Genomic DNA, 19,970 nt, shown 5'->3' with positions numbered 1-19,970 from the left:
AAGGCAGGGCAGTTGAGCAGCGTACGAGGCAAGAAGATCCTGGTCACCGGGGGAGCGGGCACCATCGGCTCCAATCTCGTCGACCTCCTGGCCGAGGGCGGCGCCCGCGAGATCGTGGTGCTGGACAACTTCGTGCGCGGGCGGCGGGCCAACCTCGCCAAGGCCATGCCCAGCGGTGTCGTGGAGGTCGTCGAGGGCGACATCCGCGACGCCGCCACCGTACGGAAGGTCACCGAGGGCGCAGACCTGGTGTTCCATCTCGCCGCGATACGCATCACCCAGTGCGCGCAGGAACCCCGGCTGGCCAACGAGGTCATGGTCGACGGCACCTTCAACGTCCTGGAGGCGGCGGCCGAGGCCGGGGTGGGCAAGGTGATCGCCTCGTCCTCGGCGTCCGTCTATGGCATGGCAGAGGCCTTCCCGACGACCGAGCGCCACCACGCGTACAACAACGACACGTTCTACGGCGCGGCGAAGGCCTTCAACGAGGGCATGCTGCGCAGCTTCCACGCCATGTACGGACTGGACTACGTGGCGCTGCGCTACTTCAACGTCTACGGCCCCCGGATGGACATCCACGGCCTCTACACCGAGGTGCTCATCCGCTGGATGGAGCGCATCGAGGCGGGCGAGCCGCCGCTGATCCTCGGCGACGGCACGCAGACCATGGACTTCGTCGACGTCCGGGACATCGCCAGAGCCAATGTGCTGGCCGCCGAGTCGGACCTCACCGACGAGGTGTTCAACGTCGCCAGCGGTACGGAGACCTCGTTGCGCGAACTCGCCGACGGTCTGCTGGAGGCCATGGGCGCGTCGGACCTGGAGCCGGAGCACGGACCCGCCCGCTCGGTGAACAGCGTGGTCCGGCGGCTCGCGGACACCACCCAGGCCGCCGAGCGGCTCGGCTTCACGGCGCGGATCGACATGCGTACCGGGCTCAGGGACCTGGTGGAGTGGTGGCGTGCCGAGCGCGTCGCCGACGCCGCCGCAGCGGAGGCCGCCAAGTGAGCACCGACCGCATCCCGGTGATGATCCCCTGGCTCGGCGAGGAGGAGGCCAAGGCCGCCTCCGACGCCGTGCTGTCGGGGTGGGTCGCCCAGGGTCCCCGGGTCGCCGCCTTCGAGAAGGCCTTCGCCGAGCGGGTGGGCGCCGAGCACGGTATCGCCGTCAGCTCCTGCACCACCGCCCTGCACCTGGCGCTCGTCGCGCTCGGCATCGGCCCCGGAGACGAGGTCGTGGTCCCGTCGCTGTCGTTCATCGCCACCGCCAACGCCGTACGGTACGTGGGCGCCGAGCCCGTGTTCGCCGACGTCGACCCCGCCACCGGCAACCTGACGGTGGCCACCGTGGACGCGGTCCGCTTCCCCCGCACCAAGGCGGTCCTCGTCGTCCACCAGGGCGGCGTACCGGCCGATGTGCACAGCCTGCGCGCCGCCTGCGCCGAGTGGGAACTGCCGCTCGTCGAGGACGCGGCCTGCGCCATCGGCTCGACCGTCGGCGGCAAGCCCGTCGGACAGGGCGCGCTGATCGCCGCCTGGTCCTTCCACCCCCGCAAGCTCGTCACCACCGGCGAGGGCGGCATGATCACCACCGACGACGCCGAGTGGGCGGCACGCCTGCGCCGGCTGCGCGAGCACGGGATGAACGCCTCGGCGGCCGAACGCCATTCGAGCAGCAAGCCGGTCCTGGAGAGCTACCTCGAGGTCGGCTACAACTACCGGATGACGGACGTCCAGGCCGCGATCGGCCTGGTCCAGCTCGGCAAACTCGACGCGATGATCGCCCGCCGCCGCGAACTGGCGGCCCGCTACGACGCGTTGCTGCGGGACGTCCCCGGACTCACCCCCGTACGCGACCCCGAGCACGGGCAGAGCAACTTCCAGTCCTACTGGGTGCTGCTGGACGAGGGCTTCCCCGTCGGCCGGGACGATCTGCTCGCCGCACTCGCCGAGGCCGGCATCTCAGCCCGGCGCGGGATCATGGCCTCGCACCTCGAACCCGCCTACGAGGGTCACCCCGGTGTGCCGTTGCCGGTCACCGAGCGGATCAGCAGCGACTCGCTGATCCTGCCGCTGTTCCACACGCTGACCGAGGCGCAGCAGGACCGTGTCGTGGCGGCGCTGCGCGAACAGGCCCGAAGATGAGCGGACTGCTGATCATCGGCGCGGGCGGCTTCGCCCGGGAGACCGCACAGGCCGTACGGGACGCGGATGACATCGAGCTGCTCGGGCACCTCGACGACAACTCCGCTCTGCACGGCACCGAGGTGGACGGAGTGCCCGTACTCGGCGGCTGCGACATGGTCCACGACCTGCCCGAGGCGCGGGTCGTCATCTGTGTGGGCAACCCCCGGGACTACGCGGCCCGTGCCCGCCTGGTCCGCAGGCTCGGCCTGCCCACGGACCGCTACGCCACCGTGATCCACCCGACGGCGTCGGTGTCGCGGACCTCGGAGGTCGGGCCGGGCTCGGTGCTGCTCGCGCACTGCGTCCTGACCGCCGCCGTGCGAGTGGGCGCGCATGTCGCGGTGATGCCGCAGGCCGTCCTCACCCATGACGACGTGGTCGAGGACTTCGCCACGATCACCTCCGGCGTCCGGCTGGGCGGGGGAGTACGGCTGGAGCGGGGCGCCTATGTGGGCTCCGGGGCCCTGGTCAGGGAGGGCACGGTGATCGGCGCCTGGTCGCTGATCGGGATGGGCAGCGCCGTGCTCGGTGATGTGCCGCCGGGCGAGGTCTGGGTGGGGAGCCCGGCCCGGCGGCTGCGCGAGGCGGCGGCGCCCGCACTGGACGAACTCGCGACACGAACAACAGCACGAACAACAGTGGGGGGACCGCTGAGATGAACCAGATACCGCTTGTGGACCTGAAAGCGGCCCACGAGGAAGTCGCCGACGAGGTACGGGCCGGATTCGAACGGATCCTGGCCGACACCGCGTTCATCGGCGGCGACGAGGTGCGGGCCTTCGAGCGCGAGTACGCCGACTTCGGCGGCGTCGCGCACTGCGTGGGCGTCGCCAACGGCACCGACGCCGTCGAACTCGCCCTGCGTGCGAGCGGGGTGGGGCCCGGCGACGAGGTCGTCATACCCGCCAACACCTTCATCGCCACCGCGGGCGCGGTGGCCCGGATCGGCGCCCGGCCCGTCCTGGCCGACTGCCTGCCCGACACCTACCTCCTCGACCCGCAGGCCGCGCTGGACGCGATCGGCCCGGCCACCCGCGCGGTGGTGCCGGTGCACCTGTACGGCCAGATGGCCGAGGTCACGGGACTGACCGAACGCCTCCCCGACCACGTACGGGTCGTCGAGGACGCCGCCCAGTGCCAGGGCGCCACCCGCGACGGCCGGTCACCGGGCAGCGGCGGGATCGCTGCGACCAGCTTCTACCCGGGCAAGAACCTCGGCGCCTACGGCGACGGGGGCGCGGTGCTCACCGACGACGAGGAGAGGGCCGGCCTGGTCCGCGCGATCGCCAACCACGGCGGCGTCGCCAAGTACCGCCACGACGTACCCGGGTTCAACAGCCGTCTGGACGGGCTGCAGGCCGTCGTCCTGCGGGCGAAGCTGGCCCGGCTGGCGGACGGCAACGCGGCCCGGCGGGCCGCCGCGGCCCGCTACGACACACTGCTCGCCGACCTGGCGTCCGCCGGGCGGGTCGTGCTCCCCACGACGGACGTCGGCAACGTCCACGTATGGCACCTGTACGTCGTCCAGGTCTCCGGCACCGACCGCGACGACATCGTCGGCAAGCTCAACGCGGAAGGCATCGGTGCGGGCGTGCACTACCCCGCCCCCGTCCATCTCACCGAGGCGTACCGGCATCTCGGCCACGCCCGCGGCGACTTCCCCCACGCCGAGAAGGCGGCGGACCGCATCCTGTCGCTGCCGCTCTTCCCCCAAATAAGCCCCGATCAGCAGCAGCGCGTCGTGGACACGCTCGCCAGGGCGCTCCACAGCTGATCGGCCCCCACATTCACGCTCCACCCCGACTCCACGGGTCGGTCCTGCACAGTGCACAGCACCGCTGAGAGGTACACATGAACAGATGGAGCAGACGGATCCGGGGCGGGCGCCTCGCCGTCGTAGCAGCATTGGTATGGGCGGTGCTCCCGCAGGCCCTGCCCGCACAGGCGGCATCCGATCCCTGCGGATCGGCTTCGAACGCGATCGTCTGCGAGAACTCCAAGACGGGCAGCCCCATGTCCGACTGGTACTCGCCCAACGCCTACGGTGGCATCAAGGGGTTCTCCACCAAGGAGAGCGTCCAGGCAGGTGACACCGTCCAGTTCAAGATCCAGTCGCCGGTCACGTACCACGTGGAGATCTACCGGCTGGGCTGGTACGGCGGCGACGGGGCGCGCCTGATATCGACCGCGGCCCAGGTGGCCGTGAACTATCCGGCCAACTACGGCTCCAACCCCGCCAGTTGCACCACCAAGAGCAGCACCGGCCTGGTCGACTGCGGCAACTGGCCCGTGACCGTGAACTGGGCGGTGCCCAGCGACGCGGTGTCCGGCCTGTACATCGCGAACCTGACGCAGAACGACGGAGACGGCGTCATGCCCTACCCGTTCGTCGTGCGCAAGGACTCCAGTACCTCGAACATCGTCGTGCAGACCAGCGACCAGACCTGGCAGGCCTACAACGACTACGGCGGCCAGGATCTCTACGGCGGCGCGGGACCCGCGCCGGACGGCCGCGCCTACGAGGTCAGCTACAACCGGCCGCTGGACATCGGCGGTGACAACGGCATCTACGGCTCCGAGTTCATGATGCTGTCCTGGCTGGAGCGCAACGGCTACGACGTCAGTTATCTGTCGGGCGTGGACGTGTCGACCAACGGCGCCACCCTGCTGCCGAAGCACAAGGTGTACCTGTCCTCCGGCCACGACGAGTACTGGACGCAGAACCAGTACTCCAACGTCCTGGCCGCCAGGAAGGCAGGCGTCCGGCAGGCCTTCTTCAGCGGCAACGAGGTCTTCTGGAAGACCCGGCTCGCCGCGAGCAACGACGGCACGAGCACGGCGAACCGGACCCTGGTCTGCTACAAGATGACCAAGATGGTGCAGGGCAACGGCATCGCCGACCCCAGCGGCACCTGGACCGGCACCTGGATGGACCCGACCAGCACCTCCTACGGCCAGACCTACCAGCCGCCGAACATCCTCACCGGCTCCATGTTCACGGTGAACGGCTCCCGCGACGACGCGATCACGGTCCCCGGCTCGTACGGCAAGAACCGGATCTGGCGCAACACCTCCATCGCCAACCTCACGTCGAGCCAGACGGCCACCTTCCCGACCGGCACCCTCGGCTACGAGTGGGACAGCGACCTCACCAACAGCACCAGACCCGCCGGAGCGATCGACGTGTCGTCCACGACAGTGGACATCACCGACGGCAAGTACCGCCTCGACTGGGGCAACATGTACGGCAACGGCACCGCGACGCACAATCTCGTCGAGTTCCGCGACCAGGACTCCGGTGCACTGGTGTTCGGGTCGGGGACCGTGCAGTGGTCGTGGGGTCTCACCAACCTCCCCACGTACGATCCCGCTGCCACGGTGGTCACCGTGGACGCCCGCATGCAGCAGGCGACGGTGAACATCCTCGCCGACATGGGCGTCCAGCCGCTGACCCTGCAGAGCAACCTCGTCTCCGCCACGGCCACCACCGACACCACCGGCCCGGCCGTCACCGTGACGAGCCCGGCCTCCGGGGTCACCGTCCCGGCGCTGAAGCCGGTCACGATCAGTGGCACCGCGAGTGACTCCGGCGGGGGTGTGGTTGCCCGCGTGGAGGTGTCCACCGACGGCGGGACGACCTGGAACGCCGCCACCGGACTGACGTCCTGGACCTACAGCTGGACGCCGACCGCCCCGGGCGCCGCGTCCATCAAGGTCCGCGCGGTCGACGACAGCGTCAACATCGGAGCCGTCAACACCCGCCCGGTGACCGTCGGTCCCCAGGCGTGCCCCTGCACCATCTGGCCCGCCACCGCGGTGCCCGGCACCCTCAACGCGGGCGACAACGGTCCGCTCGAGCTCGGCGTCAAGGTCCGTACCACGGTGGCCGGTTCGATCACCGGCGTCCGCTTCTACAAGTCCCCGGCCAACAGCGGCACCCACACCGGCAGCCTGTGGAGCGCCTCCGGCACCCGCCTGGCCACCGGTACCTTCACCAACGAGACGGCCTCCGGCTGGCAGCAGCTGAACTTCGCCACCCCGGTGACCGTCAAGGCCAACACCACCTACGTCGCCTCGTACTTCGCCCCCAACGGCGGATACTCCTACGACGGCGGCTACTTCTCCGGCAGCGCGGCCGGCCTGGCCCCGCTCACGGCACTCCAGTCGGGCACCGACGGCGGCAACGGCGTCTACCGCTACAGCTCGACCAGCGCCTTCCCGTCCTCGGCGTCCTCGGGCAGCAACTACTGGGTGGACGTGGTGCTGGACACCTCGACGGCCAGTACGACCCCGCCCGTCGTCACCTCGACCTCACCGACCTCGGGGGCGACCGGCGCGTCGATCACCGCACCGGTGTCGGCCGTCTTCGACCACGCCATCGACGCCGACACGCTGACGTTCACCCTGAAGGATCCGAACGGCAACACCGTGCCGGGCGCCGTCACGCTCCCCGCGTCGAACAAGGCGACCTTCACCCCGTCGACGGAACTGGAACTGCACACCACGTACACCGCGTCCGTCCGGGCCGAGGACCTGTGGGGCAACGCCATGACCGCCCCGGTGACGTGGTCGTTCACCACCAGCTCCACCCCGCCCGCGGTCACCTGCCCCTGCACGCTGTGGAACACCAGCACCGTGCCGGCCAGGACGGCCGTCACCGACGACCCCAACTCCCTCGAACTGGGCACCAGGTTCCAGTCCTCGGCGAGCGGCTGGGTCACCGGTGTCACCTTCTACAAGGGCGCCACCAACACCGGCACCCACACCGGCAGCCTCTGGTCCGCCGACGGCACGCTCCTCGCCTCCGGCACCTTCACCACGGAGTCCGCCTCCGGCTGGCAGACGATGACGTTCGCGACCCCGGTGGCGATCAGCGCCGACACCGCGTACGTCGTCTCCTACCACGCGCCGAACGGCAACTACGCGGTGGACGGCGGCTACTTCACGTCGGCCCACAAGTCCTATCCGCTGACCGCCACCGCCGACATCAGCACGGCCCACAACGGCCTGTACCGGTACGGCAGTGACGTGGCCTTCCCCAACGGCTCCTACGGATCCGCGAACTACTGGGTCGGTCCCGTCTTCACCGCCGACGACCCCTCCGCGTCGCTGACGTCGGGCACTTCCTCGGAGGTCGGCACCTCCGCGCTGGCGCGCACCGCCGACGCGGCGAACCCCCTGGTCGCCTCGCTGCCCAGCACGGCCAAGCTGTCCACGGTGAAGGCGACGGTGACCGTCCTGCCGGGCGCGAAGGCCGCTGCCGCCGGGAAACTCAAGGTCAAGGCCGTCCTCTCCTACAACCGGGCCACCCACAAGGTGTCCGTCCACCTGTCCACCCCGCTGCCGGACGGCACGCGGTTCAAGATCACGGTCACGGCCCGGGACAAGCAGAACCACACGGTGACGTCCCGGGTCTGGTCCCTCACCAGCAAGACCGTCCACAAGAAGAACTGACCGATCACAACCCACCGACGGTGGCCTCCCGCACAGTCGCGGGAGGCCACCGTCGGGGATTGGCTTACCCAACAGATGAGTACCGTCAGCGTTGTCATCCCCTGCTACAAGTACGGCCATTTCCTGGCCGACTGCGTGAGCAGTGTCCTGGACGAGCAGGACGGTGTCGACGTCCGGGTACTCATCATCGACGACGCCTCTCCCGACGACTCGGCGGAGACCGCGCTCAAGCTGGCCGCCGCCGACCCGCGCATCCAGGTCCGCGTCCACGAAAGCAACAAGGGACACATCGCCACCTACAACGAGGGCCTCCTCGAGTGGGCCGACGGTGACTACGTCGCACTCCTCTCCGCAGACGACCGGCTGGTCCCCGGCGCACTGGTACGCGCCGCCGCCCTGCTGGACGCCCATCCGGAGGCGGGGTTCGCCTACGGCCGGCCCCTGCGCTTCCAGCACGGCGGCCCGCTGCCCAAGGCCCGTACGAGCGGCACCGGTTCGACCGTCTACCCCGGGCACTGGTGGCTGGACCGCCGGTTCCGCGAAGGCACCGGCTGCATCACCTCGCCCGAGGTCGTCGTCCGCACCAGCCTGCAGCGCGAGGTGGGCGGCTACGACCCCACGCTTCCCCACGCCGGCGACATCGAGATGTGGATGCGGCTCGCCGCCCGCGCCGACGTCGGCTACGTACGCGGGGCCGACCAGGCCTTCTACCGCGTGCACGGCAACAACATGTCCACCACCGACTTCGGCGGTCAGCTCGACGACCTCCGCCAACGCCTCGTCGCCTACGACTCCGTACTCGCCAAGTGCGCCGACCAGCTGCCCCAGGCCGACCGGCTCGCGGAGGCGGTGCACACCCGCCTCGCACGCTTCGCACTGCGCCGCGCCTACCGCGCGTACGACCGGGGGCGTACCGAGATCGTCCCGGTCGACGAACTCGTGGCCTTCGCGGAGGAGTGCCTCCCGGAGTACGAGGCGCTGCCCGAGTACCGCGCGCTGCGGCTCAGACAGCGGATCGGAGCGAAGACGATGCCGTATCTGCAGCTGCTGGTGTGGTCGGCCGTGGCCGAACGCGGGCGGGAGTGGCTGTGGTGGGAGTCCTGGAAGCGCCGCGGCATCTGATGGCCATGCTCACCCGGAGGACCGCGGGCGGCTGCCGCGGCGCGCTGCGCCCGCTTCGGGGCTCAGCCCGCCACCGGAATCCCGCCGATCCGCGGGTGCGGATCCGGCGAGGTTTCCTTCCTGCTCCTGCGACGCAGCGCGTACTGGTCGAACCACAGTGCGCTCAGGAGCGCGGCGGTCACGCCCAGCAGTGCCGTACCGGCCACCGCGCGGCTCTTGTTGCCCAGTACCTGGGCGGCGCTCGGGGCGACCAGGACGGAGGCGTTGATCCGCGCCGCCGCCGAGATCCCCTGCGCCTCCTGGATGTCCGCCACATGCCCGGAGTACACGTCGATGATCCTGCGGACCGCTGTGTCGGCCTCGACCGGGTCGGACGCCCGCGCCTGGACCTGCAACGAGGGGATCAGATAGGCGGGCGTGGCGCTGGTACCGCTGTTGCGCGGGATCAACTGGTACGTCCCGTGGACGCCTGCCGACTTCAGCTCCTTGCTCCCGGCCGGCGATTCGAGCTGCTGGATGACCCCGTACGAGAGCGTGGCGAGCGGCGGTTGCAGATTCGTCAGCTGGTTGGGCTGGTTGCCCGTCACCGGCGGCTTGAGGACGACCACCGCCGAACTCACATACCGCGGCGCGGGGCGGATCACCGGATAGGCCCCGGCGGCCGTCAGCAGGAGCGCGAGGACAAGCACGTACCAGCGGCGGAGCAGCGCTTCGGCGACGTCACGGGGCGACACGGGGATTCCTTCCGTCGGCAACGATCCTCGCAGGCGCGCGGGCGGATCGCCACCAGATCACGAGGCCTATGCTGTGCCGGAGCCCGGACGTCCGGTCACGCGGCACCGGGCCGGGGGGAGAGATCATGAGCCTTGGCGACATCTGGGCGATCATGTGCAGGCGTTGGTACTTCATGGTGCCCCTCACCCTGCTCAGCCTGTTCGCGGGCGGCTATCTGTACCGGACGATCCCGGTGTCCTACGAGTCGCAGAGTTCCGTCACGCTCCTCGACTCCACCGCGGTCGCCGATCTGGCGCCGACCTTCGGCAACCCCATATCGAACGCGGGCGGTTCCCTGGTCGTCACGGCCGACGTGCTGATCAGGACGCTCCAGTCGAGCGACTCGGCCAAGGAACTGCACTCCCGCGGCGTCACCGACCGGTACACGGCCGGTTTCGCGCCGGAGGCCGACAGCCCACTGCTCACCCTGAGCGTCACCGGCACCGACCGGGCGAAGGTGCTGCGGGAGACCGCCACCCTCACCAAGTTCACCGCGGAGCAGCTGAAGGCCCTGCAGGCCGCCTCCAAGGTGCCGGCGAAGTACTCCGTGCAGGCCACGCCGGTCGTGCTGCCGCAGACACCGGTATCCCAGTCGAAGGCCCGCTACCAGAACATCGCGTCCGTCCTCATCATCGGGATCGTCAGCGCGTTCCTGCTGTCCATCCTGGCCGAGGGCATCGCGGTGGTCCGCCGCCGGGGACGCGCCACGGCCGGATACGTTCCCCGGCGCCATCGCGCCCAGCCTCCCGAGAAGGAGCCCAGGGGCCTGCTGGTACGGAAGCTCGACGCCACGACGATCCTCACCGGTTATCTGGCGCTGGCCTTCTTCGTCCCGTCCAACCTCACCCTGCCCGCGCTGGGCGGCGTCGGCACCCCGGCCAACGTCTTCGCCCTGCTGGGGCTTCTCTGGTACCTCGCGACCTGGCTCGGCGGCCGTATCCGTCCCGCCGAGGGAACCAGGCTGCCGCGCGTGGCGATGTGCCTGCTCGCCATGGCGGTGCTGCTGTCGTACCTCGCGGACGCGAGCCGCGACAGCTCGCACGAGGAGGTCCTCGGAGCCGACCGGGGGCTCATCGGGCTCGGAGTGTGGGTGGCGCTGGTGGTGCTGACCTCGGCCGGTATCCAGGAGCGCAGCCGGCTGGAGACCCTGATGCGCAGGCTCGTCGTCCTGGGCACGGTGGTCGCCCTGATCGGCTACTACGACTTCTTCGCGGCGACCAACATCGCCGACTCCATCCACATCCCCGGTCTGCAGTCGAGCACGGCGGGAATCAGCGCCATGGACCGCGGCTCGTTCACCCGGCCGCGCTCGACCACGGCCCATCCGCTGGAGTTCGGCGGGATGCTGGCCATCCTCGTTCCCTTCGCCGTCCACCAGGCGTTCGATCCGGTACGCCGTCACGCCGGCGCCCTGCGCCGCTGGGCGCCGGTGGCGATCATGGCGGGTGCGCTTCCGCTGACGGTTTCCAGGACGTCCATCATCGGCGCCGCCATCGTGATCCTGGTCATGGTGCCCCGCTGGAAGCCGGAGCGTCGCTGGGCCGCGATCGGGATCGTCGTGACCTCGGTGGCCGTCTTCAAGGTGATCATTCCCGGGCTGATCGGAACCATCACCAACCTGTTCGCCACCTTCTTCGCCGGCTCCGACAGCAGCACTCAGGCGCGCACCGTGAAGTACAGCGCGATCGTCCCCTACCTCAACGAACATCCCTGGTTCGGCCGTGGATTCGGCACCTTCACCCCGGACCTGTACTTCTTCACCGACAACCAGTACATGCTCACCCTCGCCGAGATGGGCATCGTGGGACTCGTCGCCCTGCTCGCCCTGTTCGTCACCGGGATCCACACCGGCGGTGCCATCCGCCGGCTCGCCCGCAACGACTCGGACCGGGAACTCGGACAGGCCTTCCTCGCCTCGGCCCTGGTCGCCCTGGTCATCAGCGCCACCTTCGACGCGCTCAGCTTCCCCATGTACGCCGGGATGTTCTTCCTGACCCTGGGCGCCGGCGGCAGCTACCTCGGCTTCATCCGCCGCGAGGCAGCCGAGGCCGAAGCCGAGGCATCGGCAGCGGACACCGTGACGGTTCCCGGCCCCCGTAAGGCATCCGACGCCCAGCTCCCCCAACTCGCGGAGTCCCGATGAGTCCCGTCGCCGTCATCGTCGTCACCTGGAACAGCGCCTCGGTGCTCCCCGGGTTCCTCGCCGCGCTTCCCGACGGCATGGCCGGCCTCGACTGGCGGCTCGTCGTCGCCGACAACGACTCCGCCGACGACACCGTCGAGGTTCTCCGGACACTGGCCCCCGACGCCACCGTCGTCCAGACCGGGCGCAACGCCGGGTACGCGGCCGGGGTCAACGCGGCGCTGGGTGCGGCCGGTGAGCACGGGACCGTCCTCATCTGCAACCCCGACATCCGGATGCGGGAGGGCTGCGCCAAACGCCTTGTCGACAGTCTCGGCGAAGGTGTGGGCATCGCCGTACCCCTGCTGTACGAAGAAGGCAGCGACACGCCCCACCGCTCGCTGCGCCGCGAGTCGAGTGTGACCCGGGCGCTCGGCGAGGCCCTCATCGGTAACACCAGAGCCGGACGCTTCCCGCGCCTGAGCGAGCTCGTCACCGACCCCGCCGCGTACCGGCGGCCCACGCGCGCGGACTGGGCGACCGGTGCACTCATGGCCATCTCGGAGGAGTGCCTGGCCGCCTGCGGCCTGTGGGACGAGTCCTTCTTCCTCTACTCGGAGGAGACCGAGTACTGCCTGCGCGCACGGGACCGCGGATACGCCACCCAGCTGGAGCCGACAGCCGAGGCCGTTCACCTGGGCGGCGACTCCCAGGTGTCACCCCGCCTGTGGACCCTCCTCACCCTCAACCGGGTCCGCCTGTACCGCCAACGCCACGGGGCCCTCCCCACGGCAGCCTTCCGAACGGCCGTCCTCCTCCGCGAAACATCACGGGCGGCGCTGGGCCGCCCGGCCGCCCGCGCGGCAGCAACCGCACTGGCCAGACCGGGCGCCCTACGCAAAACACCGGGCCCTGAAACGCCTTAAAGGGGCGCGGGGAACTGCGCGACAAGCCACGATGGCGCCGCAGAAGGCCGACAACACACAGCGGCACCCCCCTTAGCCAGTACTCCGAGGCCGGCAAACCATGGCAACGAAATCGTGCCCCACGTCGGGGAGGACCGCGTCCTCCGCGGCAAAGCACCGTTCCAGCAGCGCCAGCGTCTCAGGCTCCTGGTCAAGGAAGTTGTGCGCGATCCCCGAGAACGCGATGTGCAACACCGTACCCCCGTACGGCCGTTCCTCGACGACGTCGAACTCGCGCCGCAGGCCGGGCAGCAGCGCCGCCGCGTCGACCGCCTCCGAGGGATCGTCCAGCACCATCGACAGCCTGCTGGGCCGTACGACACGGTGTTTGATCCTGCCGTCGGCCAGGCGCCGACGCCCTTCGGGCAACCGGGCCAGGAGGTCGTTCGCCGCCGCCAGTTGGCCGTCGGTCCACTGGAACCGGGTGGGGCCGACGAACTCGTCGACCACGAACGTCCCGCCGGGCTCGATCAGTTGGGAGAGCCGGGGCAGGGTCTCGTCGAGGTCGTCGAAGTGGTGCAGCGACTGCAGGCCCAGTAACACGTCGAAGCGTTCCCCGTCGGCGGCCATCCGGTTGACGTCACTGACCCGGAAGCGCAGTACGTCGGCGAGGCCGTGCTCGGCGGCGGCGCGGGTGGCGAAGTCGATCCGCGGCTGGGCCACGTCCACACCCTCCAGGAGGCCGAACGCGCCGGTCCTGGCCCAGAGGAGTTCGTTGCCGCCGGTGCCGCACCCCAACGACAGGCCACGCAGATCGGTGCGCGGCGCGAAGTGCTCGGCTGCCACGTACTCGGGAAAGGAGGTGTCGGGGTCACCGGTCATCAGCAGGTTCCAGCGTTCGACGACCGCCGGTATCGCCCACCATTCGGTCAGCGACGGGTCGACCCGGGACCAGTGCTGGACCACCCGTGCACCGCCCCGCACCCGTAACTTGGCCAGCACCGGGTCGAGTTCCCATCGCCGTACCTTGCGCAGTAATCGGTCCGCGTCATGTCTGTTGATCAGGTTGTTCAGCATACGGGCTCCGTTCTGACGGCTATGAGTGACTTCGGGGCACCGAGCACCCGCTCGCTGAGGAGCACCGATCCGGGGAACAGATAGCGCATTTCGGTGCGGGTCAGCAGCTCGATGTTGATCACCGCGTCCATCGCCGACTCGGGACTGTCGGGACGGCTGTGGACAAGCGGCCAGCGGCGGACGAGACGTGCCCTGGCGGCGAGCGGCAGGAACTGGAAGCCGGGCGCCACGAAGTGGGGCTCGACGGGGAAGTACCGGTACGGCGTCTGGATCCAGTGCAGCGGCGCCAGTGACTCGACGGCCGAGACGAACTTCCGACGCTGGCTGTGGCCGCCCACGTGCTCGATGGTCGAGTTGGAGAACACCAGGTCGTAGCCGCCCTTGGTGCTGAGTTCGGCGGCGACTGCCTCGTCGGTGACGTCGGCGACCTCGGCGGTGATCCAGTCGGGGAGCTCGGCGGGATGCTCCGCCAGATTGATCAGGTGGACGTGCTTGGCCCGCACGGGCGCGCGCAGCCACATGTCGGCTGTCCCGCCCAGGTCCACGACGCTCATGTTCTCGATGCCGGGGAAGCATCGCCGAAACCGCTCCCAGCGGGCGATGCGCATGCGTTCGCCCAGCGAGCCGGGCGCGTCGACGAACTTGTTCCTGAGGGCGCGGGAGCGGGGCATGGGATCAACCACCTGTGTTCGGTACGGGAGAAGAAACAGCGGGAGAGAGCAGCGGGACAGGAACTGCGGGGGAGGAGCAGCGGGGGAGGAGCAACGGTCGGCGTAGCAGGGCGGCTTCATCCGGACGTCACCACCGGGTGTAGAAGCTGGCCGGGTTCACCAGATAGCGGACGGTGGGGTGTGGCACATGGAGCACCCGGTGACCGCGGGCGTACCGGTGGATCAGCTCCCAGTCCTCCCGGGGCATCACCTCCGGTGTCCGGTGCAGGCGGCTGAAGTGCAGGGAGCGATTGCGGCGGCCGACGAAGGCGTTGGTGTCCAGGAAGGACTCGCGGGCGGCCCGGCGCCGGTCGTAGGGCACCGAAAGGACATCCCGCTCGCTTCCGTCGGCCAGGACGCGGCGCAGCGCCGTGTAGACGCCGTCGGGCCCGTCGGGGGACTCCAGGACCGCCAACGCCCGTTCCAGATGGTCGGGTTCCCACAGGTTGTCGTCGTCCAGGAACGCCACGTACCGCGAGCTGCTGAGGCGGATGCCCACGTTGCGCACGACTCCCGCCACGCCGGTGTTGCGTGCCAGCGAGACGGCGAACAGTCTTGGGTCGTCGGGGAGTTCGGGCAGTCCGGCGCCGTCGTCGACCACGATCACGACCTGGTCGCGAACGGTCTGGTCCAGGGCCGAGCGCACCGCGGCGCGCAGTGCCTCGGGACGCCGGTGGGTGGCGATGACCGTGGCGACCAGCGCCGAGGGCGGCGACGGCAGGCCGGCGGCGAGGCGCCGGGTCTCGGCGTCCTCGATCCGGCGCAGCCGCATGGCGCTGGGGGCCAGCAGGAGCTTGTTCCTGACCTCGAAGAGCACCAGCCAGCCGAACAACGCCTTGAGCAGTGTCCAGGGCACCCGTGCGACACGGCGCACGACGCCGCTCATGACGACGGCTCCGGCTGGACGAGGCGGCCGTCGGACATCCGGTTGTTGCTCCACACGTTTCCGGCGCCGCCCGCGTTCCAGTGGGCGACCACGCCGTAGCCGCCGGACCCGGGGTGGTACTCCGTCGAGAAGATGTTGTTCGTGACCCTGATCCCGGTGGCGCCCGTGTCACCGCCGTACAGGGCGTACGCGCCGCCTGCTATCCAGTTGTCGTCCACGGTGACGTTGCGGACCACACCGGTGTCCGCGAACAGCCCGATGCTGCCCGAGGCACCCTGCTTGAGGCTGGTCGGGTTCAGCAGGGTGTTGTGGCGGATGATCAGGTGGCCGGTGTTGCCGCCGCCGCTGATCACCGTGTTGGTGTGCTGCCACTCGCCGCCGAGGTTGATGAACGGCTCGATGTCGTGCACGTAGTTGTCGTGCAGGTTCCCCTGCCCCATGGACAGGGCGTCGCCGTACACCGAGACGTCGCACCAGCCGACCTCGATGGAGCTGCCCCCCATGTTCGACACCGCGTAGTCCACGCCCCCGTTGTCGGGCCCCTTGCCGGGTACGGCTGTGATGGTGGAGTGCAGGACCTTCAGGCCGCTGAAACCGGGGCGCAGGTTGATGCCCCACCAACTGTCCGAGGTGACTTTGGTGTCGATGACGGTGACGTTGTTCGCGTAGATGTCGAGCGTGCCGGTGATGTCCTGGCCCCGGATGACGAGCCCGTTGGTACGGACGGCCCAGTACCCGGTCTTGTGGGGCTTGAGGGCGATCCGCGGTCCGGTGGTGTCGGCGTCGGGGAAGCCACAGGCGCCGGGCGAGGCACAGTTGGTCCTGGCCGCCGGGGCGCCTGACGCACTGCCGGTGCCTGGCGTCGCGGTCGGCTTCCGGGACGGGGTGGGCCTGGCAGTCGGGCTGGGCTTCTTCGTCGGGGACGGCGAGGCGGTCGGACTGCTCGTCGCCTCGCCGACAGTGGCCGGTGGATCCGGGCTCGGTGACGCCGGGGACCCGCTCGCACGGCAGGTCGGTCCGTCGTCCGGGCAGTCCTGCGACACGTTCCGGTCCGGTCCCGAGCCCGAGCAGGCCGCGCCGAGGACCGCCAGCAACGCCGCGAGCAGCAGTCCCACGAGCGAGTTCCGGCTGATGCGCCGTGACATCAGGTTCACCTCATGTCCTCTTCGGGAGGCCGGACCGGTGCGGAGGACCGGTGTCGGCCGTGGTGGGGCCGGTCGTCGCGGCCGACGCCGCGCAGGAAGTCGCGGCTGGGCAGGACGCACAGCGTGTAGCCGGCCAGGGCGATGGTGCTGATGGCGAGAAGCGCGAGTCGGCCGTCGCCGAACAACCGCTGCAGGCCGAGGACGATCGCGGCCATCACGGCCCCGCCGAAGAAGGGCCACGCGCAGGCCCTGGCGACCCGGCCGAAACCGATGCCGCCACGGTGCAGGGCGACCAGGAACACGGGCACCACCAGGCCGCCGGCTACCAGGACATGGGCCTGGGAGACGCCGACGATGCCGTTGAGACGGGCGGCGACGAGAAGCACCGGGACCAGGGCCGCGAGCCACAGGCCCTGAACCAGGAAGAGCGACCGGCGCTGTCCGATCGCCACCAGACAGTCGTAGGCGAGTTCGCTGCCGATGCGGATCAGGCCGAGGACCATCAGCCAGGGCAGCGCCGCGGCGGCGGGACCCCACCGGTCTCCGTAGATCGTCACGATGGCCGGCTCCGCGAGGCAGGCCAGCAGGACGCACAGCGGGACGGTGCCGGTGATCACCACGCCCAGGGCACGGCTGAAGCCCTCGGCGAGCGCCTTCGGCGAGTCGGCCAGTCGGGAGAAGCCGGCGAAGGAGACCCGGCGGGCGGCCTCGGAGATGATCCGCACGGGCCAGCCGGACATGTTGAAGGCGAGCACGTAGAAGCCCAGCGACACACTGCCCAGCGTCGCGCCCACCACCATGGTGTCGACGTTGACCACCGCGAGGGCCAGCATGCTCGCCCCCGCCAGCGGCAGTCCGAACCTGAGCAGCGCCCGGGCCTGGTCGGGGTCCCAGCCGAACTTCAGGGTGCCGGGTGCCGCCAGCCCGCAGCCGATCAGTGTGACGACGTTCCCCGCCACGGCTCCCCAGGCGAAGCTCATCGCGCCCCAGCCCTCGAAGGCCAGGAGCAGCGTCACCGAGGTGCTGACCACGAAGTTGAGCGCGTCGACGATCATCCGCTTGCCCTGGGCGAACTCCCTGGTGAGGAAGCCGGCGGGCACCTGCGCCACTCCGTCGATCACCACGCACAGGCACATCACCCGCAGTACGTTCGCCGCGTCCGGCGAGCCGAGCAGGCCCGCCACCGTCGGCGCCGCCGCGAACAGAGCCACGTACAGCAGGCCGCTGGAGATGGCGCTGAGGGTCAGCACGGTCGGCGCGAACCGCCGGGCGTCGCCCTCCCAGCGCACGATGGCCAGGCCCACGCCCAGCTCGTTCGCGGACAGCAGGACCAGCAGCACCGTCTGGGCGATTCCGTAGACGCCCCACTCCGCCGGTCCGAGGGCGAAGCGCGCCAGCAGGATGCCGGTCGCGAAGTTGCCCAGCCGCATGACGACGGTGTTGATCAGGCTCCAGCGGGCAGCCGAACGGACCTTCCCGCCCAGGGAGGGGGCAGCGGCCGGAGCGGGGGTGTCGCTGGGTTCAGCGGTCCCGCTGTCCGGTGTGCGAACGCTGTCCATGAGTCGACTCCTCGTCGAGCGGCTCGGCGGCGGGTGCCACGACCGTGGCGGCCCGCCCCGCTCTCGGCTCCGCGGCAGGCCTGTTGGCGGACCGCGCCCAGGCGGGCGGGGTGCGCAGAGCGATCGTCTGTTCCGCGACCGACTCCTCGGCCGTCGGCCGGGGGGCGGTGACACGGGTGTCGGCCGCCGGTGCCGGTTCGGGTGCCTCGACCGGCTGCGGGGCTTCCTCCGGGGTCGCCGCCGGGTGCTTTCGGCGGCGCGCCTCCACGTAGAAGACGGCGATCAGGCTCAGCACCAGGCCACCGCCCCCTGCCATGATCATGTACTCGAGCCGGGTCTTGGTCTGCGCCGCCGGCGGCTGCGGGACCACGATCGTCGTCATCCGGATCATGGCTCGTGGTTCGACCGACTGCTGTTCCTGGAACTGCTTGAGCCGCTCCGCCGCGTACGTGGTCAGAATGCGGTCCGAGGCCAGGACCGCGGCCCTGCCGGTGCCGGTGACCGTGAGCCACATGAGCGGCCCCTGGGCGTTGTCGGCGATCTTGGCCTCGAAGGTACCGGTGGCACCACGGGACTTGAGCTCCCGGACGGAGTCGTCCGAGTTCAGGTTGCGGGCCAGGCTGTCGGCCATGCCGGTGAGCGAGGTCTGCGTACTGAGGAAGGGGTTGCCGTCGTAGGCGGCGGTGGCCTTCGTGGAGTTCAGGAGTTGCACCGTGCTCTGCGACTGATAGGTGACCGGGACCAGCAGCACCACGGCTGCCACCAGACCGGCGGTCAGCAGCAGCCCGGGCAGCAGGACGTACCAGCGCCTGCGCGTGACCCGGAAGATCTCAGCGAGATCCATGGTGGTCCCCCCTTGCGGCCAAATGTTCCACGAGCATGTGTTTCAAGCGGATCATATGGGGAACGTGCGGTCGGTGGTTCCCGGCAGGTCGGTCGGTCTCTGCCGGGTGTTCGCGGTGCCCCCCTCCAGCAGCACATCGGCGATCCGGTCACTCGCGCGGCCGTCCCACAGTTCGGGCCTGCGCGGTGCGGGCGGAGCGTCCAGCACCCGGTTCACGGTGGACACGATCCGCGCCGGATCCCGGCCGGCCAGCACGTTGGTGCCCTGCTCGACGGTGATGGGGCGCTCGGTGTTGTCCCGCAGGGTCACGCACGGCACGCCCAGCGCGGTGGTCTCCTCCTGGATGCCGCCGGAGTCCGTCAGCACGATGCGGGCGGAGTCCTGCAGGGCGATGAAGTCCAGGTATCCGGCGGGCGGTACGAGCCGGATGCCGCCCGGCACCCCGATGGCGGCCAGCCGCTCCGCGGCCCGCGGATGCACGGGCAGCACGAGCGGGAGGCGGCCGGCGACCTCGCCCAGTGCCTTCAACAGGCCGGTGAGGACCTCGGGATCGTCCACGTTGGCCGGCCGGTGCAGCGTGACCAGGCCGTACTCGCCCTTGGTCAGGCCGTATTCGTCCAGGACGGTCGAGGCCCTGGCCCGCTCCAGGTTGGCCAGCAAAGTGTCGATCATGACGTTGCCGACCAGGTGGATCTGGTCGTCCCGGTACCCCTCCGCGCGCAGGTTGTCGACGGCGTCGGGCGACGGGGCCAGCAGATAGTCGCTGACCCGGTCGGTGGCGACGCGGTTGACCTCCTCCGGCATGCTCCAGTCGCGGCTGCGCAGGCCGGCCTCGACGTGGGCCAGCAGCGGCCCGGCCTTCGCGGTGACCAGGGCGCAGGCCAGGGTGGAGTTGATGTCGCCGACCACCACGACGATGTCCGGGGACACCTCGTCGAGGAGTGGTTCGAACGCGGTCATCACGCGCCCGGTCTGCTCGGCGTGGCTGCCGGAGCCGACCCCGAGGAAGCGGTCGGGCGGACGGATGCCGAGGTCGGCGAAGAACACGTCGTTCATGGCCGGGTCGTAGTGCTGGCCGGTGTGGACCAGGATCACCTCGGCGCCCCGGCGTTCCAGGGCGTCCATCACGGGTTTGATCTTCATGTAGTTGGGGCGCGCCCCGGCGACGCAGACGACTCGCGTCATG

Annotated in this window: 16 protein-coding genes; 8 read left to right on the top strand and 8 right to left on the bottom strand. The window is 70.2% G+C overall.

All coding sequences use genetic code 11. The annotated features are described in order from the left end of the window. The first annotated feature begins 12 nt into the window (after positions 1 to 12). The 6 genes from G3I56_RS22185 (at position 13) to G3I56_RS22160 (ending at position 8,762) form a co-directional block, all read left to right on the top strand. On the top strand, positions 13 to 1,008 hold the full coding sequence (locus G3I56_RS22185; RefSeq protein WP_164411560.1) for an NAD-dependent epimerase/dehydratase family protein: 996 nt from the start codon (positions 13 to 15) through the stop codon (positions 1,006 to 1,008). After that, positions 1,005 to 2,144 carry a DegT/DnrJ/EryC1/StrS family aminotransferase gene (locus G3I56_RS22180; RefSeq protein ID WP_164411559.1) on the top strand — a complete coding sequence of 380 codons (1,140 nt, stop codon included), beginning with the start codon at positions 1,005 to 1,007 and terminating at the stop codon, positions 2,142 to 2,144. Before G3I56_RS22185 ends, G3I56_RS22180 begins: the two co-directional genes overlap by 4 nt. Further along, positions 2,141 to 2,845 carry an acetyltransferase gene (locus G3I56_RS22175; RefSeq protein WP_164411558.1) on the top strand — a complete coding sequence of 235 codons (705 nt, stop codon included), beginning with the start codon at positions 2,141 to 2,143 and terminating at the stop codon, positions 2,843 to 2,845. The genes G3I56_RS22180 and G3I56_RS22175 overlap by 4 nt, the downstream gene beginning before the upstream one ends. Beyond that, the gene (locus G3I56_RS22170; RefSeq protein WP_164411557.1) at positions 2,842 to 3,960 is read left to right on the top strand and encodes a DegT/DnrJ/EryC1/StrS family aminotransferase; all 1,119 of its coding nucleotides are present in this window, start codon (positions 2,842 to 2,844) and stop codon (positions 3,958 to 3,960) included. Before G3I56_RS22175 ends, G3I56_RS22170 begins: the two co-directional genes overlap by 4 nt. Positions 3,961 to 4,037: 77 nt before the next feature. Next, a complete protein-coding gene (locus tag G3I56_RS44775) occupies positions 4,038 to 7,640 on the top strand; it encodes a DUF4082 domain-containing protein (RefSeq protein WP_164411556.1) in 3,603 nt (1,200 codons plus the stop codon). 75 nt (positions 7,641 to 7,715) lie between these two features. Next, entirely contained in the window at positions 7,716 to 8,762 is a 1,047-nt protein-coding gene (locus G3I56_RS22160) for a glycosyltransferase (protein ID WP_164411555.1), read from the top strand. 62 nt (positions 8,763 to 8,824) lie between these two features. Here the strand turns inward: G3I56_RS22160 and G3I56_RS22155 are convergent, their stop codons facing one another. After that, on the bottom strand, positions 8,825 to 9,496 hold the full coding sequence (locus tag G3I56_RS22155) for a hypothetical protein (RefSeq protein ID WP_164411553.1): 672 nt from the start codon (positions 9,494 to 9,496) through the stop codon (positions 8,825 to 8,827). A 125-nt stretch (positions 9,497 to 9,621) separates the two neighbouring features. On the opposite strand from G3I56_RS22155, the gene G3I56_RS22150 reads away from it, so the two are divergent. Together G3I56_RS22150 and G3I56_RS22145 are read left to right on the top strand one after the other, a co-directional pair. Then, positions 9,622 to 11,679 (top strand): O-antigen ligase family protein, encoded by a 2,058-nt coding sequence (locus G3I56_RS22150; RefSeq protein WP_164411551.1) that lies wholly within the window; start codon positions 9,622 to 9,624, stop codon positions 11,677 to 11,679. Then, entirely contained in the window at positions 11,676 to 12,584 is a 909-nt protein-coding gene (locus tag G3I56_RS22145; protein ID WP_164411549.1) for a glycosyltransferase family 2 protein, read from the top strand. The genes G3I56_RS22150 and G3I56_RS22145 overlap by 4 nt, the downstream gene beginning before the upstream one ends. A 72-nt stretch (positions 12,585 to 12,656) precedes the next feature. Here the strand turns inward: G3I56_RS22145 and G3I56_RS22140 are convergent, their stop codons facing one another. From G3I56_RS22140 to wecB, 7 genes are all read right to left on the bottom strand, one after another. Further along, the gene (locus tag G3I56_RS22140; protein ID WP_164411547.1) at positions 12,657 to 13,640 is read right to left on the bottom strand and encodes a class I SAM-dependent methyltransferase; all 984 of its coding nucleotides are present in this window, start codon (positions 13,638 to 13,640) and stop codon (positions 12,657 to 12,659) included. Continuing rightward, positions 13,634 to 14,311 carry a class I SAM-dependent methyltransferase gene (locus G3I56_RS22135; RefSeq protein ID WP_164411545.1) on the bottom strand — a complete coding sequence of 226 codons (678 nt, stop codon included), beginning with the start codon at positions 14,309 to 14,311 and terminating at the stop codon, positions 13,634 to 13,636. Before G3I56_RS22135 ends, G3I56_RS22140 begins: the two co-directional genes overlap by 7 nt. 127 nt (positions 14,312 to 14,438) lie before the next feature. After that, positions 14,439 to 15,236 (bottom strand): glycosyltransferase family 2 protein, encoded by a 798-nt coding sequence (locus tag G3I56_RS22130; RefSeq protein ID WP_164411543.1) that lies wholly within the window; start codon positions 15,234 to 15,236, stop codon positions 14,439 to 14,441. Then, positions 15,233 to 16,381, bottom strand: a complete 1,149-nt coding sequence (locus G3I56_RS22125; RefSeq protein WP_203690391.1) for a hypothetical protein — start codon at positions 16,379 to 16,381, stop codon at positions 15,233 to 15,235. Before G3I56_RS22125 ends, G3I56_RS22130 begins: the two co-directional genes overlap by 4 nt. Positions 16,382 to 16,386: 5 nt before the next feature. After that, the gene (locus tag G3I56_RS22120) at positions 16,387 to 17,940 is read right to left on the bottom strand and encodes a lipopolysaccharide biosynthesis protein (protein ID WP_164411539.1); all 1,554 of its coding nucleotides are present in this window, start codon (positions 17,938 to 17,940) and stop codon (positions 16,387 to 16,389) included. Next, entirely contained in the window at positions 17,903 to 18,784 is an 882-nt protein-coding gene (locus G3I56_RS22115) for a chain length determinant protein (protein WP_164411537.1), read from the bottom strand. Before G3I56_RS22115 ends, G3I56_RS22120 begins: the two co-directional genes overlap by 38 nt. A gap of 51 nt (positions 18,785 to 18,835) precedes the next feature. After that, on the bottom strand, positions 18,836 to 19,969 hold the full coding sequence (gene wecB, locus G3I56_RS22110; protein WP_164411535.1) for a UDP-N-acetylglucosamine 2-epimerase (non-hydrolyzing): 1,134 nt from the start codon (positions 19,967 to 19,969) through the stop codon (positions 18,836 to 18,838). Between the last annotated feature and the right edge of the window lies 1 nt (position 19,970).

This window comes from Streptomyces sp. SID12488 (assembly GCF_010548275.1).
Taxonomy (GTDB): Bacteria; Actinomycetota; Actinomycetes; order Streptomycetales; family Streptomycetaceae; genus Streptomyces.
Note: the sequence above shows the minus strand (reverse complement) of the source record. Positions and strands in the feature narration are given on the sequence as shown.

What these genes read in the sequence shown, in the direction of transcription:
- G3I56_RS22175 (WP_164411558.1), top strand. Translation starts at nt 2,141, where the DNA reads ATGAGCGGACTGCTGATCATCGGCGCGGGCGGCTTCGCCCGGGAGACC.
- G3I56_RS22170 (WP_164411557.1), top strand. Translation starts at nt 2,842, where the DNA reads ATGAACCAGATACCGCTTGTGGACCTGAAAGCGGCCCACGAGGAAGTC.
- G3I56_RS44775 (WP_164411556.1), top strand. Translation starts at nt 4,038, where the DNA reads ATGAACAGATGGAGCAGACGGATCCGGGGCGGGCGCCTCGCCGTCGTA.
- G3I56_RS22160 (WP_164411555.1), top strand. Translation starts at nt 7,716, where the DNA reads ATGAGTACCGTCAGCGTTGTCATCCCCTGCTACAAGTACGGCCATTTC.
- G3I56_RS22150 (WP_164411551.1), top strand. Translation starts at nt 9,622, where the DNA reads ATGAGCCTTGGCGACATCTGGGCGATCATGTGCAGGCGTTGGTACTTC.
- G3I56_RS22145 (WP_164411549.1), top strand. Translation starts at nt 11,676, where the DNA reads ATGAGTCCCGTCGCCGTCATCGTCGTCACCTGGAACAGCGCCTCGGTG.
- G3I56_RS22140 (WP_164411547.1), bottom strand. Translation starts at nt 13,640, where the DNA reads ATGCTGAACAACCTGATCAACAGACATGACGCGGACCGATTACTGCGC.
- G3I56_RS22135 (WP_164411545.1), bottom strand. Translation starts at nt 14,311, where the DNA reads ATGCCCCGCTCCCGCGCCCTCAGGAACAAGTTCGTCGACGCGCCCGGC.
- G3I56_RS22130 (WP_164411543.1), bottom strand. Translation starts at nt 15,236, where the DNA reads ATGAGCGGCGTCGTGCGCCGTGTCGCACGGGTGCCCTGGACACTGCTC.
- G3I56_RS22125 (WP_203690391.1), bottom strand. Translation starts at nt 16,381, where the DNA reads ATGTCACGGCGCATCAGCCGGAACTCGCTCGTGGGACTGCTGCTCGCG.
- G3I56_RS22120 (WP_164411539.1), bottom strand. Translation starts at nt 17,940, where the DNA reads ATGGACAGCGTTCGCACACCGGACAGCGGGACCGCTGAACCCAGCGAC.
- G3I56_RS22115 (WP_164411537.1), bottom strand. Translation starts at nt 18,784, where the DNA reads ATGGATCTCGCTGAGATCTTCCGGGTCACGCGCAGGCGCTGGTACGTC.
- wecB (WP_164411535.1), bottom strand. Translation starts at nt 19,969, where the DNA reads ATGACGCGAGTCGTCTGCGTCGCCGGGGCGCGCCCCAACTACATGAAG.